At 61.3% G+C, this 13,203-nt stretch carries 18 protein-coding genes; 10 read left to right on the plus strand and 8 right to left on the minus strand.

What is annotated here, in order from left to right:
• Together rlmD and B3C1_RS18065 are read left to right on the plus strand one after the other, a co-directional pair.
• A partial coding sequence (gene rlmD, locus B3C1_RS18060) for a 23S rRNA (uracil(1939)-C(5))-methyltransferase RlmD (protein ID WP_008486606.1) occupies positions 1-772 on the plus strand: 772 nt, incomplete at its 5' end.
• 103 nt (positions 773-875) lie between these two features.
• Positions 876-2,177, plus strand: a complete 1,302-nt coding sequence (locus B3C1_RS18065) for a peptidoglycan DD-metalloendopeptidase family protein (protein WP_237751018.1) — start codon at positions 876-878, stop codon at positions 2,175-2,177.
• A 32-nt stretch (positions 2,178-2,209) separates the two neighbouring features.
• On the opposite strand, the gene B3C1_RS18070 is transcribed toward B3C1_RS18065, so the two are convergent.
• Positions 2,210-3,418 (minus strand): MFS transporter, encoded by a 1,209-nt coding sequence (locus tag B3C1_RS18070; RefSeq protein WP_008486609.1) that lies wholly within the window; start codon positions 3,416-3,418, stop codon positions 2,210-2,212.
• A gap of 90 nt (positions 3,419-3,508) precedes the next feature.
• Positions 3,509-4,081 carry a uracil-DNA glycosylase family protein gene (locus tag B3C1_RS18075; protein ID WP_035482743.1) on the minus strand — a complete coding sequence of 191 codons (573 nt, stop codon included), beginning with the start codon at positions 4,079-4,081 and terminating at the stop codon, positions 3,509-3,511.
• Between the two features lie 29 nt (positions 4,082-4,110).
• Here B3C1_RS18075 and B3C1_RS18080 point away from each other — a divergent pair, with 29 nt between their 5' ends.
• Positions 4,111-5,361 (plus strand): MgtC/SapB family protein, encoded by a 1,251-nt coding sequence (locus B3C1_RS18080; protein ID WP_008486611.1) that lies wholly within the window; start codon positions 4,111-4,113, stop codon positions 5,359-5,361.
• On the opposite strand, the gene B3C1_RS18085 is transcribed toward B3C1_RS18080, so the two are convergent.
• The 5 genes from B3C1_RS18085 to B3C1_RS18105 all read right to left on the minus strand — a co-directional run bounded on the left by B3C1_RS18085 (position 5,358) and on the right by B3C1_RS18105 (position 9,914).
• Positions 5,358-6,188 carry a pirin family protein gene (locus tag B3C1_RS18085; protein ID WP_008486612.1) on the minus strand — a complete coding sequence of 277 codons (831 nt, stop codon included), beginning with the start codon at positions 6,186-6,188 and terminating at the stop codon, positions 5,358-5,360. The two genes, B3C1_RS18080 and B3C1_RS18085, sit on opposite strands and share 4 nt — an antisense overlap.
• Before the next feature lie 96 nt (positions 6,189-6,284).
• A complete protein-coding gene (locus B3C1_RS18090) occupies positions 6,285-7,217 on the minus strand; it encodes a pirin family protein (protein WP_008486613.1) in 933 nt (310 codons plus the stop codon).
• A gap of 40 nt (positions 7,218-7,257) precedes the next feature.
• Positions 7,258-7,668, minus strand: coding sequence for a DUF4399 domain-containing protein (locus B3C1_RS18095; protein ID WP_008486614.1), 411 nt, complete (start codon positions 7,666-7,668; stop codon positions 7,258-7,260).
• 61 nt (positions 7,669-7,729) lie between these two features.
• Positions 7,730-8,338, minus strand: coding sequence for a DUF924 family protein (locus B3C1_RS18100; protein ID WP_008486615.1), 609 nt, complete (start codon positions 8,336-8,338; stop codon positions 7,730-7,732).
• Positions 8,339-8,468: 130 nt separating this feature from the next.
• Positions 8,469-9,914: a catalase gene (locus B3C1_RS18105; protein ID WP_008486616.1), complete on the minus strand. Its 1,446-nt coding sequence runs from the start codon at positions 9,912-9,914 to the stop codon at positions 8,469-8,471.
• A gap of 135 nt (positions 9,915-10,049) precedes the next feature.
• On the opposite strand from B3C1_RS18105, the gene B3C1_RS18110 reads away from it, so the two are divergent.
• Both B3C1_RS18110 and B3C1_RS18115 read left to right on the plus strand, forming a co-directional pair.
• Positions 10,050-10,247, plus strand: a complete 198-nt coding sequence (locus B3C1_RS18110; protein WP_008486617.1) for a DUF3185 family protein — start codon at positions 10,050-10,052, stop codon at positions 10,245-10,247.
• A 17-nt stretch (positions 10,248-10,264) separates the two neighbouring features.
• Positions 10,265-11,158 carry a mechanosensitive ion channel family protein gene (locus B3C1_RS18115; RefSeq protein WP_008486619.1) on the plus strand — a complete coding sequence of 298 codons (894 nt, stop codon included), beginning with the start codon at positions 10,265-10,267 and terminating at the stop codon, positions 11,156-11,158.
• Here the strand turns inward: B3C1_RS18115 and B3C1_RS18120 are convergent.
• Complete coding sequence (locus B3C1_RS18120) at positions 11,148-11,564, minus strand: hypothetical protein (protein ID WP_008486621.1); 417 nt, start codon at positions 11,562-11,564, stop codon at positions 11,148-11,150. The genes B3C1_RS18115 and B3C1_RS18120 overlap by 11 nt on opposite strands.
• Positions 11,565-11,711: 147 nt before the next feature.
• Here B3C1_RS18120 and B3C1_RS19570 point away from each other — a divergent pair, with 147 nt between their 5' ends.
• From B3C1_RS19570 to B3C1_RS18145, 5 genes are all read left to right on the plus strand, one after another.
• Positions 11,712-12,104: a glutaredoxin family protein gene (locus B3C1_RS19570; protein WP_008486622.1), complete on the plus strand. Its 393-nt coding sequence runs from the start codon at positions 11,712-11,714 to the stop codon at positions 12,102-12,104.
• Positions 12,105-12,184: 80 nt separating this feature from the next.
• Positions 12,185-12,385 carry a hypothetical protein gene (locus tag B3C1_RS18130; protein ID WP_008486623.1) on the plus strand — a complete coding sequence of 67 codons (201 nt, stop codon included), beginning with the start codon at positions 12,185-12,187 and terminating at the stop codon, positions 12,383-12,385.
• Between the two features lie 32 nt (positions 12,386-12,417).
• Positions 12,418-12,615: a hypothetical protein gene (locus tag B3C1_RS18135; protein WP_008486624.1), complete on the plus strand. Its 198-nt coding sequence runs from the start codon at positions 12,418-12,420 to the stop codon at positions 12,613-12,615.
• 45 nt (positions 12,616-12,660) lie between these two features.
• Positions 12,661-12,852 (plus strand): hypothetical protein, encoded by a 192-nt coding sequence (locus B3C1_RS18140; RefSeq protein ID WP_008486626.1) that lies wholly within the window; start codon positions 12,661-12,663, stop codon positions 12,850-12,852.
• 44 nt (positions 12,853-12,896) lie between these two features.
• Complete coding sequence (locus B3C1_RS18145; RefSeq protein WP_008486627.1) at positions 12,897-13,097, plus strand: hypothetical protein; 201 nt, start codon at positions 12,897-12,899, stop codon at positions 13,095-13,097.
• The last annotated feature ends 106 nt before the right edge of the window (positions 13,098-13,203 follow it).

Raw genomic sequence — 13,203 nt, forward strand, 5'->3', positions numbered from 1 at the left:
TGGCCTGATGGTCCGTAACGGCCAACACAGCGGCCAGTGGCTGCTGGTGCTGGTGGCTCTGACCGAGGCGGTGCCGCACCTGGAGGTGCTCAGCGAGCGGCTGCAGGCCCAGTGCCCCTGGCTCACCAGCCTGGTGCTCAACATCAACCCCGAGCGCACCAACAGGGTGCTGGGTTTTGAAGACAAGGTGCTGTTCGGCCCCGGTTATATCGAGGAACGCCTGGGCCACTTGGACTTCAACCTGTCGCCCCAGTCCTTCTTCCAGGTCAACCCCAGCCAGACCGAGCAGTTGTACGGCCTGGTGCAGGACTTTGCCGGCCTGGACGGCAGCCAGGTGGTGTTCGACCTCTACAGCGGCGTGGGCACCATAGCCCTGTTCCTGGCGGCCAAGGCGGCCAAGGTAGTGGGCATCGAGAGCGTGGCCCAGGCGGTGGCGGATGCCCGCCAGAACGCCGAGCGCAACCAGATCACCAATGTGGAATTCCACCAAGGCCAGGCCGAAGTGCTGATGCCGGCCCTCTATGAGCAGGGCCAGCGCGCCGACGTGGTGGTGCTGGACCCGCCCCGCAAGGGCTGCGACAAGGCGCTGCTGGACACCCTGCTGGCCATGGCGCCCCAGGCGGTGGTCTATGTGTCCTGCGACCCGGCCAACCTGGGCCGGGACCTGGCGGTGCTGCTGGCCGGCGGTTATCGCCTGGACAAGGTGCAACCCCTGGACATGTTCCCCCACAGCCTGCACGTGGAAACCCTGGTACTGCTGAAGCGTAACTAAGGCTGTTATAAAGTACGGTTTTTCTTGTGCTGATTGCGAACTTTCGCCAAGGTGCCGGGTCTGACTTGTCCTTCGGTTGTCCAGCATAGCGAGCCTGTAGTAGATGCGCGATTTGCCCAGAAAGGTTACCCAGACGGTATTGAGCCTGCCCTTGCCCCACCGCCTGGCGATAGCGTCGGTGACCTTGCTGGTGGCGGCGGCTTTGCTGATGCCAAATGCGGAGCAGGACAACCTTGCTGGGCCCCTGCCAGGGGTGCTGCCTGAACAGACACCTCTGGTAGAGCCGACCGAATTGGCAGAGCCACCTGCCCAGGGTCCGCAGTTGGAACTGCCTAGCCTGGAGTACCGGATACAGGCCGGTGACACCCTCAGTGGCATCTTCGACCGTCTTGGCCTTGGCCAGAAGGTGATGTACCAGATCCTCGAAAGCGACCAGGAAGTGCTGGCCCTCGACACCCTGCAGCCCGGTGACGAGCTGCGCTTTTGGATGGGTGGCGAAGAGCAGGGCCAGCTGCAGAAGCTGGAGCTGAAGTTCAGCCTGGCCCACCAGGTGATCTTCAGCCGGGTGGACGACAACCACTTCGAATTCCAGAAAGTGGACCTGCCTGGCACCTGGCAGAGCGAACCCCTGGGAGGCAACATTGAGGGCAGCTTCTACGTTTCGGCCCAGAAGGCGGGGCTGAGTGACGCCGAGATAGCCCGTATCGCCAGCCTCTTTAAGGACAAGATTAACTTTTCAAGAGACCTGCGGGCCGGTGACCGCTTCCAGGTGGTACGCCAAAGCCAGTACATCGACGGCCAAGCCACCGGCGACACCGAGCTGGATGCCATCCGCATCTACAACCGCAAAAAGGTGCTGAGCGCTTACCTGTTCAGCGACGGCAGCTTCTATGACGCCGATGGCCAAAGCCTGGCGCGGGCCTTCCTGCGTTATCCCACCACCAAGCATTATCGAATCAGCTCCCCCTTCGACCCGCGTCGTCACCACCCGGTGACGGGGCGTACTGCCCCCCATAACGGCACCGACTTTGCCACCCCCACCGGCACGGCGGTACTGGCCACTGCCGACGGCGTGGTGACCCGGGTGGAAAACCACCCCTATGCCGGCAAGTACATAGTGGTGGAGCACGGTGGCAAGTATCTCAGCCGCTATCTGCACTTGAGTAAGGCCCTGGTCCGCAAGGGCCAGCTGGTCAGCCGGGGCCAGAAGATCGCCCTGTCCGGGGCCACCGGCCGGGTCACCGGGCCCCACCTCCATTACGAGCTGCACATAGGGCGCAGGCCGGTAAACCCCATGACGGCCAAGATCCCCATGGCCGCCTCGGTGGAAGGCAAAGACAAGGCGGCCTTCCAGGCCCAGGTCAAAAAACTCGACGCCCAGATGGACAGCCTCCAGAAGGGCTAACAAAAAAGGCCCTGAAAAGGGCCTTTTTGCTGTCAGCTTGCCAGTTTGTCCCTGTGGGTCAGGGCCGGGAACAGCTTCATCCACAGGGCCACCACCACCAGGGTGCCGACCCCCCCCAGCACTATGGCCGGCACCACTCCAAACCAGGCCGCCGTCACCCCCGACTCGAACTCTCCCAGCTGGTTGGAGGTACCGATAAAGATGTAATTGACGGCGCTGACCCTGCCGCGCATGGCGTCCGGGGTTTCCAACTGGATAAGGGTGGAGCGGATGATGACGCTGACCATGTCCGAAGCCCCCAGCACCAACAGCGCCGCCATGGACAGCCACAGGTTGTGGGACAGGCCGAAGACCACTGTGGCCAGGCCAAACAGGGCCACGGCGTAGAACATGGTCTTACCCACCCGCTTTTCCATGGGGAAGCGAGCCAGCCACAGGGACATCAGCAGCGCCCCTATGGCCGGGGCCGAGCGCAGCAACCCCAGGCCCCAGGGGCCGGTGTGCAGTATGTCCTTGGCAACGATGGGCAGCAGCGCCGTGGCGCCCCCCAGCAACACCGAGAACAAGTCCAGGGAAATGGCCCCCAGCACCACCGGGTTCTGGCGGATGAAGTGGATACCGGAAAACAGGCTTTGCAGGCTGGCCGGTTCCCGGCGCGGCGCCTGGTATTCATAGGGCAGGGCCAGCAGCACCAGGGCCGACAGGACAAAACAGGCGACACTGGCGCCGTACAGCCAATGGCTGCCAACCAGATAGACCAGGCCGCCGATGGCCGGGCCGGCGATGACGGTGGCCTCACGGGTACCGGCGGTCAGGGCCAGGGCCTTGGGCAGCTGGTCTGGGGTCACCAGGTTGGGCAGCAGGGCCTGGGTGGCCGGGGCCTCGAAGGCGCGGGTGGCGCCCAGCAAGGCGCCGCAGCTGTAGATCACCGCCGGGCTCAGCTGGCCTGTGACATTGGCATAGACCAGGCCGGCCATGGTCAGGGCCAGGATCACCCGGCAGACAATAACGATGATGCGCCTGTTGTATTGGTCGGCCACGTGGCCGGCGACGAGGGTCAGCAGCAACTGCGGCAGGAACTGGGCCAGGCCGATAAGCCCCAGGCTCAGGGCGCTGCCGGTCAGGTCGTACATCTGCCAGCCGATACCCACCACCAGCATCTGGTAGGCCAGGGAGGAGGCCGTTTGGCCGAGCCAGAAACGCAGGAAAGCCGGGTGGCGTAAGAGGAAAGGGTTCAACATCACCGTATCCGTAAAAGGCGGGAGGGCGCATTTTACGGTAAAACATTTCGTTAATCCCTGAATAAAAGGCCAGCGGTTCCTGAATGAGGTTCAGCGGAGCAAGGCTAACCTGGCCCGTAGCGCCGGCAGTACCTGGGCGTCGAACCAGGGGTTGCGCCTGAGCCACAGCTGGTTGCGGGGGCTGGGGTGAGGCAGGGGGAAATAGCGAGGGCCGTAGTCGGCAAAGGCCTGTACCCGTTCTGTGAGGCTGCGCTTGTCATCCAGATACTGATCCTGCGCATAGCGGCCCACCAGCAAAACCAGTTCAATGGCTGGCATCTGGGCCAATAGAGCCTGGTGCCAGGTCGGCGCGCACTCGGGCCTGGGTGGTAGGTCGCCGCTCTTGCCCTTGCCCGGGTAGCAAAAACCCATGGGCATGATGGCCACCTGGCCGGCGTCGTAGAAATGGTCCCTGTCCATCTCCAGCCATTGGCGCAGCCTGTCACCCGAGGGGTCATTGAAGGGAATGCCGGTGGCGTGGACCTTGGTGCCCGGCGCCTGGCCTATGATCAGCAGCCTGGCAGTGGCGCTGGCCCTGACCACCGGTCTTGGCCCCAGGGGCAAGTGGGCCTCGCACAGGCGGCACTGGGAAACTTGCGCTAATAATTGCTTTAAATCAGCCATTTAGTTTTTTGACCAAGGACGCATCTTCGATGAACTTTGTGCCATTCTCGCCCCTGTTGCAATTGTTGCTGGCCTTGGGTCTGGGCTTGATCGTCGGTTCGGAACGAGGCTGGCGGGAGCGAGAAGGCCAAAGCGGCAGCCGCATTGCCGGGATCCGCACCTTTGCCCTCATCAGCCTGGCCGGGTGCCTGAGCGGCCTGTTGGTGGACAACCTGGGGCCCTGGGTAGTGGCGGTCAGCGGCCTGGGAGTGGCCATGCAGCTGGCGGTAGCTCACTGGTTGGATACCAGGGCCGATCATGACTACGGCCTCACTACTGTGGTGGCGGCCCTGGTCACCTGGATCCTGGGGCTGGCGGTAACCCAGGGGCTGGAAACCGAAGCGGTGGCGGCGGCGGTAGTGACTGCCGTGGTGCTGCATCTGAAAGAGCGGATGCACCAGTGGCTGACGTTGCTGAACGCCGACGAATTCAGGGCCATCTTGCAGATCCTGGTGGTGTCACTGGTGCTGCTGCCGATACTGCCCAACGAGAAGATGGGCCCCTGGGGCGCCCTCAATCCTTATGCCATCTGGTGGATGGTGGTGCTGATCGCCGGCCTCAGCCTGGGGGGCTACTTTGCCCTGCGGCTGATCGGCCCGGACAAGGGCATCATGGTCACCAGCCTGTTCGGCGGCCTGGCCTCCAGTACCGCCACCACCCTGAGCCTGGCTCGCCTCAATGCCGCCTTCAACCGGCCCCGCTTGCTGGCGGCCGGTATCTTGGTGGCTTGCGCCATCATGTACCCGAGGATGTTAGTGGTGGTTGCGGTGGTTAACCCGGCCCTGCTGCCCCAGCTTTGGCTGCCCCTGGGAGCCATGGGCCTGGCAAGCGGCCTGCTGGCCCTGACCCTTTGGCGGCGTGGCAGCAGCGTCAGCCAGGGGGAGCTGGGGGCCAAGCCGTTCCAGCTGTGGCCTGCTGTACAGTTTGGCCTGATGATCGCCGGTATCCTGCTGCTGTCCAACGCCATCACCCATTGGTTTGGAGAAGAGGGACTGTGGCTGGTGGCCCTGGCGGCGGGGCTGGCGGATGTGGACGCTATTACCCTTAGCTTGTCGCGAATGGCCCTTGGCAGCATCCAGGGGCAAACAGCGGTCAACGGCATAGTGCTGGCGGCTTTGAGCAACACGGCGGTCAAGGGCTGCCTGGCCCTCTATGCCGGAGGCCTGGCCCTGGGGCGTTATGTGTGGCTGGGGTTGGGCAGCGCCCTGCTGGTGGGGGCGCTGCTGTTGGCTTTGCTTTAGAAGCGGCCGGCCTGGTAGTCCTGGATAGCCTGGCCGATTTCTTCCGAGCTGTTCATCACGAAGGGCCCGTAACGCACCACCGGCTCCAGCAGCGGCTGGCCGGCGATAAGCAGGAAACGGCCGCCCTGGGAGGCTGATACCTGCAGACTGTCGCCGTTCTTCAAGATGGCCATCTGGCCTTTGGCCACGCCCTGGCCGGCTATGTCCACCTGGCCTTCGAAGACATTGACCAGAGCGTTATGGCCAAGGGGCACCGCCAGGGTCAGCTCGCCACCGGCTACCAGCTCCACATCCAGGTAGAGGGGGTCGAGGCTGACGCCGTCCACCGGCCCTGTGGCCTCTAGATAGCGGCCGGCAATGACCTTGACGCTGTTGCCCTGTGGGTCGGTGACCAGCGGGATACGGTCGCTGGCAATGTCCTGGTAACGGGGCGCTTTCATCTTCTCTGCCCGGGGCAGGTTGACCCACAGTTGGAAGCCGCGCATCAGGCCGGCCTCCTGCTCGGGCATTTCCGAATGGATAAGGCCGGAGCCAGCGGTCATCCACTGCACGTCGCCGCTTTGCAGCAGGCCTTCGTTGCCTTTGTTGTCTCGGTGGCGCATACGGCCGTTGAGCATGTAGGTCACGGTTTCAAAGCCACGGTGGGGGTGGTCGGGAAAACCGGCCAGGTAGTCGTCCGGGCTGTCGGAGCTGAATTCGTCCAGCAGCAGGAAAGGGTCCAGATCCGGCAGGGCCTGGGTGCCGATCAATCTTTTAAGTTTGACCCCGGCACCGTCACTGGTGTGTTGGCCGGGGATCAGGGCCTTGATGGTACGTAACTGGGTCATGGCGTTGTCCTCTATCTCGTCAATAACCCCAGAATACCGTTCGTATTTTCCGAGTTATAGGGCGAAAAATAGGCCAATAACCTCGACTCAATCGAATTAACGCCCGGCTTTCAGTTGCCCTTGCAGGGGCGGTGCCCCTATGGGTTGGCCCGGGTAGCCGGGGACTGTACCAAAGCCGCCTGCTTCCCAGCGGGAACGGGCCTGGGCCACCTGCTCGGTGCTGCGGGCCACGAAGTTCCACCATATGACGATGTCTTCGTCGAAGGGGCGCCCCCCCAGGCAGATGATCACCGCCTGGTGCAGTACCAGTTGGGCCTGCTGGTGTCCGGTGCCCAGGTAGTAGAGCCGTTCCGTATCCATGGGTTCGCCGTCCAGGCTGGCCTGGCCTTCCAGCAGCAGGAAGCCGTATTCAAAGCCTGGCTCCAGCACCTGCTCGAATTCGCCGTTGCCGCGCAGTTCGGCACCGAACAGCGGGCTGTAGTAATGGGCCGGGGAGCGCTGGCTGGCGTAGTTGCCGGCAAACAGATGCAGGGTAACGCCTCCTTCCACCACCCGAGGGAGATCCTGGTGGTGCTCGAAGGCCGGTTCCCGTTCGGCTTCGGCCTGGGGTAGCGCCACCCAGAACTGCACCCCGAACAGCCGTTCGCCTAGAGGGGTGAGCCCTTCTTCCGAATGGGCTATGCCTCGCCCTGCCGTCATCAGGTTCAGTTGACCGGGCGCTATTACCTGCTCCACCCCCAAAGTGTCGCGGTGGCGGATGGCCCCTTCCAGCAGCCAGGTCACCGTCTGCAAACCTATATGGGGGTGGGGTGCCACATCCAGCTTATGGTCCTGGGTGATGGTGATAGGACCCATGCGGTCCAGGAAGCACCAAGGACCGATAAGCCGGCGCTGGCGTTGGGGCAGGGCCCTGGCAACCACCAGGCCGGGGTTGAGTTCCCTGGCCTTGATGTCGTAGCTGGCCCGCTCTGGGCAGGGGCCGGCGGCCGGGCACTGGGCCAGTTCGGGCTGGGGGCTGAGGTCGCTCATGTGCACTCCACAAAAAAGGGGCGCCGCAGCGCCCCTGTGATCATTTCACTGTCACTGTGATCTTGTCGGACATCACCGCCGGGTTGAAGGGGATATGGGCAAAATCACCCAACACCAGTTGCAGGGTGTGCTTGCCCGGAGCCAGGGTCAGCTGGGTTTCGGTCTGGCCGCCACCGAAGTGCTTAATGTGCTCGGTGGCGGGCAGGGGCATGCTCATATCGGGCAATTGATCCACATCGATCAGCAGATGGTGGTGGCCGGTGTTGGCCACGTTGGTGCCGGCGGGGGCAACGCCCATGCCGTGCAGGCCGAACTTGACGGTGAAGGTCTGGCTGACGGTGGCGCCGTCGGCCGGAGCGATGAAATAGACGCTGGCACCTTCAGGGGCCTGGGTGGCGAAGGCGCTGGAAGAGCAGGCCAGTAAGGCTGCGGCGGCAAAGAGGTTTTTCATTAGAGGCTTCTCCTTCTTGTGGCTGTGAACACCATACTCCTGGCACCAGGGGGGGACAAGCTCAGGCCTGGCCATAACCGCCGGGATTGGCCCTGAGCCAAGCCTGCTCGTCGGCGGTGTTGGCCCTGCTAAGCACCTTGTTGCGGTAGGGGAAGCGGCCGAAACGGTCGATGATGGCCTGGTGTTCCTGGGCAAAGTGCAGGCTGTTTTGTACCAGGGCTTTGGCGCTGGCCGGGGCCTGGCCATGCAACTGTCGATACTGCTCGACACACAGGGCTTGCAGGGCCCGGTCTTCGGCATGCATCAGCGGCAGGTAGAAAAAAAGGCGGTAGGGGGTGGCCAGTTCCTGGTCCTGGCCAAGGGCCAGCCCTTCTTCCACCAGTTGTTGGGCCTTGGCATCCTGGGCGAAGGCCTTGTGGCTGCCCCTGAAGATATTACGGCTGAACTGGTCCAGCAGGATAAGCAAGGCCAGGCGGCTTTGGGGTTCATCGCGCCAATGGTCGTAATGGCCGGCTATGGCCCTGTCCAGATCCTTGGCGAACAGGGTGCGGACCTCGTCGTCGAAGCCTGGGTCGCTTTGGAACCAGCGTTTGCTGTACCTGGGATCGGCATTGCCGTCTTCATCCAAGATGCCAAACCAGAAAGTCAGAATGTCCTGATAGTCGTCCATGGGGTACTCGCCGTTGGAAAGGAAAAAGCCTCCAGAGGAGGCTTTTTTGTATCAGCCGTTGAAGGCCAAGTCAGCCAGGAATTCCCACCAGTTGTTCATCTTGCCCTCCAAGGTTTAGCTGAGGTTAAGCTTAGGCCAGTTTGGCCAGGGCCGCCGCCACCCGCGCTTTGTAGTCTGGGTCGGCCTGTTCGAACTGGGCCAGCATGCGCTCTTGGATATGGCCGTCCGCCTGGCTCAGGCCGCCGGCGATATTGGCGGCCAGGCGATCTTTCTCGCCGTCATCGAACAGGCGATACAGGTCACCGGCCTGGCTGAAGTTGTCACTGTGCTGGTCATCAAAGCTGCCGAGCCAGGCGTCCCCTTCCATGGGCAGGGGTGGCTCGGCAAACTGGGGCTGCGCCTTAGGAGTGTCCTGGCGGTCATTGGGGGAGAAATTGACCGTGCCGCCCTGGTGCACAGGGCAACCCATGCCGGCCATGGCCCCGTCCCGCTGGTAGTGGTTGACCGGGCAGCGGGGGGCATTGACGGGCAACTGGTTGTGATTGACCCCGACCCGGTAGCGGTGGGCGTCGGCGTAAGCGAAGAGTCGCCCTTGCAGCACCTTGTCCGGCGACACCCCGGTACCGGGCACCAGGTTGGCGGGGCTGAAGGTCACCTGCTCGGTCTCGGCAAAGTAGTTGCCGACGTTGCGGTTCAGCTGCAGCTGGCCGATGGTGCGCAGGGGAAAATCCCGGTGGGGCCAGACCTTGGTCAGGTCGAAGGGGTTGATGTGGTAGTGCCTGGCCTGCTGCTCGGTCATCACCTGCAGTTTCACCGTCCAAGAAGGGAAATCCCCTCGGTCTATGGCCTCGACCAAGTCCTGCTGGGCTTGGTGGGGAGCGCGCTTGGCCACCTCTTCGCCGGTCAGGTTCTTAACGCCCTGGTTGGTCTTGAAGTGCCATTTCACCCAGAAGCGCTGCCCCTGGCTGTTATAGAGGCTCAAGGTATGGGAGCCGTAGCCGTTCAAGTGACGATAGTCCTGGGGAATACCCCGGTCCGACATCAAGATGGTGACCTGGTGCAGGGATTGGGGATGATTGGCCCAGAACTCGAAATGGTGGGCCGGATTGGGCAGGTTGGTGCGCGGATCCTTCTTCTGGGAATGGATAAAGTCCGGGAATTTGAGCGGGTCGCGGATAAAGAACACTGGGGTGTTGTTGCCGACGATGTCGTAGTTGCCTTGGGCGGTGTAGAACTTCAGGGCAAAACCCCGCACGTCACGGACATAATCGCCTGAGTCCTGGCCGCCGGCCACGGTGGAAAAACGCAGGAAGACCGGGGTCTGTTTGCCTTCTTGCTGCAGAAAATCGGCAATGCTCAGCTCCGACAGGTCCTGGGTCAGGGTGAAGGTGCCGTAAGCCCCGGTGCCCCTGGCATGGACCACCCGCTCGGGAATGCGCTCGCGGTTAAAGTGGGCCAGTTTTTCGAACAGGTGGATGTTGTCGAAGGTCAGTGGGCCTCGGGGGCCGGCGGTGATGGACAGGTTGTCCTGGGTGACGGGTGCGCCGTTTTGTAAGGTATAGGGGCTTTGGCTCATGGGTCCTCCTTTATGACAGGGCCAGTTTAGGAGGGCTATGCTTTTGTAAAAAGCGAACGTTTTAGTTTGTTTTAATTTTAAAAAACGATTTACTTGTCAGGCAGGCATTCCTTGCCCTTACTCAAGGAGAGAAAGATGAAAGGCAAACTCTTAGGTTTGGTGTTGGTGGTCGCTGGTGCGGGCCTGGCGTTCTGGGGTTACCAGGAAAGCCAGACCTTCAACAAGACCATCGCTGCCGAGCTGACCGGTGAACTGGACAGCAGGACCATGACCCTCTACATCGCAGGCGCCGTTTGCATGGTGCTGGGGCTGGTGGGGCTGCTGCGAAAATAACAAATGGGGAGGTCCGGATGGACTGGCTTGACCAAGACTGGCTGCAACGTCTGGCCTCCCTTTGGCAACTTCCCCTCTACCAGAGTGGCAATGCCACCATCACCTTGGGCCAGATCTGTATCGCCTTGGCCATCAGTGTGCTGGGCTTTATGGTGGTGCACTGGCTGACCTCCAGGCTGCACCGGCGGTTGGGCAAACGCATGGGAGTCAACGGTGCCCATGTGCTGCACAAGCTGGTGTCCTACCTGCTTTATGTGGTCATCATCCTTGTGGCCCTGCCGTTTGCCGGTATCCCGGTAACCATCTTCGCGGTGCTGGGTGGCGCCGTGGCCATCGGCATAGGTTTTGGTGCCCAGAACCTGATCAACAACCTGATTTCCGGCTTTATCCTGCTTATCGAGCAGCCTATCCGCATCGGCGACACAGTGGAGCTGGAAGACGAAAAAGGCATGGTGGAGGACATCGGTAACCGCTGCGTGCGTATCCGCCGGACCGACGGTGTCCATGTGCTGGTGCCCAATTCCTATTTCCTCGAACAGCGGGTGGTGAACTGGACCCTGACCGAGGCCCATGTCAGGGGTATAGTGACCCTGGGAGTGGCCTATGGCTCCGATCTTGGCAAGGTCAAAGCCATCATGCTGGCTATTGCTGCGCAAACAGAGCAGTTGCAAAAGGAGCCGCCCCCCGAAGTGCTGTTCGACGACTTTGGTGACAACGCCCTCATTATCAGCCTTTTTTATTGGGTGCCGGCCCGGGTGCCCATGGAGCTGAAAAGAGTGGCCTCCGGCTTGCGCTTTCGCCTGGACGAGGCCTTCAAGGCAGCCGACATCGTCATTGCCTTTCCCCAGCGGGACCTGCACCTGGACAAGGTGCAAGTGGAGTTGCTGGCAGGGCAGGGGACTAGTCGGTAAGGAAGGCCATCAGCAGCAGCCGCCCTTCGCGGCTGGAAAGCAATTCGGCGGGAACGGCGTTGAGTTCGGCCTGGTGTTGGGTCAGCCAGAGGTAGCGGTCGACTTCATTGTCCAGGTGGGCGTTGATAAGGGAGATCAATCGCGGCATTTCTTCAAACACTTCCCCCCCGGCCACCATAAAGGCCGGATAGCGCAGATCCGTTCCCCAGGTCAGTTCCAGCAAGAAACCCTGCTCGGCCAGCTGTTGGCAAAGGGTGTCGGCGGCCATAGTAGGCACCCCACGCAAGTGATCAACCACTTCGTCGGCGCTCCATAGCGGGTAGTGGTCCAAGCGCTCCTTGAGGGCCTCGCGCCACAGGTGTTGGGTGCGAATACGCAGCGTACGCAGCCGGTCTGGATGTTCCATAACACCTCCTTTCTTCCAGGTTAAGTCTAGCCAGAATGTGTGGCTCTGAAGGGGAGACTGGTGACCCGTTTAGGGGGTTGACGCAACTGGTTGATTTGTGTTCTTTTGTTGTTAACGGGATGAAAAGTACACAGCAAGGAGCGCCGCATGTCACTGAAAACCCACCTGAAAAGTGGCCTTGTTTACCTCGGGATCTTTGCCGGTTGCGCCGGTCTTGGCTGGGCGGCAGTGCAGCTGCCCCATTGGCTTGAACCCAACTACAGTACCGGCGACTTCAGTGCCCTGCAAAGCCGCTTTGACACCCCTGTCATTCTCTTTGGCACCAGTTGGTGCCCCTACTGTGCAAAGACCCGCGACCTGCTTCGTCAGAATCAAATTCCCTTCCATGAAATCGATGCCGAGGGCTCGGCCGACGAACAGGATGCCTACCGGCAGATGAATACCAAAGGGGTGCCGGTGTTGGTTATTGGCGACCGGAAAATAGACGGTTACCGGCCAGAGGCGATACTCGAAGCCTACCGGCACCTGCAAGATTCCTAGTCTTGGCTGGCGTCTGCCGGCCATGAACCGCCGTTCCTCGCCCAGGGAGACTGGGTAGCTCAGAGATAAGGATACTCATCATGGTAAAAGCCAAAGTAGCCCTGGCCCTGGCGGGTCTTGGCATGGGCTTGTCGGTGGCCTTCAGTTCCCTGGCCGCCAGCCCTTGTGCCAGCTGTTTTGACCAGGAAGAAGCCTGCCTGGCCCGTGGCACTCCTGCCTACAAATGCCAGCAGATCCTGGAACTTTGCCTGGATCGTGCCGGTTGCACCCTGGCCAAGTAAGGCCTTAATCAAAATAACGGAAGGAAAAGGACATGATTAACAGAAGAATCGTTGCAGCAGTCTTGGGTTTTGGTCTGGCTATCGGTGCGAGTTTTGGTGCCGCAGCCCAGTTCAACTGTGGGCGCTGTGAAGCCCAGAAGGTGGCCTGTATCGATGGCGGCGGCAGTTGGGCTCAATGCGAGCGCGCTTACGTCTCTTGTATGAGCCGCGAAGGCTGCATGATCCCTTAAGAGCAAGAGACAGTGTCTTAAAGCCTTAACTCAAAGGAAAGAGAGATGATTAACAAGAAAGTGATAGCTGCCCTGGCTGGTTTGGGCATGGCCCTGGGCCTGAGCTTTAGCGTTGCCGCCCTTGGTAACTGTGGTTATTGCGAGCGCCAGCTCGACAGCTGCCTTTCATCCGGTGGTACGCGCTGTTACCCGCAGTATGCCAGCTGCATGAGCCGCGAGGGTTGCCAGATCCCTTAATCGAGGACTGGCCTTTAATAGCAGACATCAAGGAAGGAACTGTCATGATCAACAAGAAAATGGCTGCCGCCTTGGCAGGCCTGGGCATGGCCATTGGCCTTAGCTTTACCGTCACTGCCGCCCCGGATTGCAGCCGCTGCCGCATAGAGCGCTTTGACTGCCTGAAGAACGGCGGCGAAGAGCTGCAATGCGACCGCCAATACCGCGACTGCATGCTGGCACAGGGTTGTATTATCGACCTGTGACAATGCCGCTATTGACCGTGAAAAAGGCGCCCCAGGGCGCCTTTTCTGTTACGGAAGAGGCCTTGCCTGTCCGGCCTTATGCTGTCATTTTGGTCAGACCATAAGG

Origin of the sequence: Gallaecimonas xiamenensis 3-C-1 (assembly GCF_000299915.1) — a bacterium.
Classification (GTDB): Bacteria; Pseudomonadota; Gammaproteobacteria; order Enterobacterales; family Gallaecimonadaceae; genus Gallaecimonas; species Gallaecimonas xiamenensis.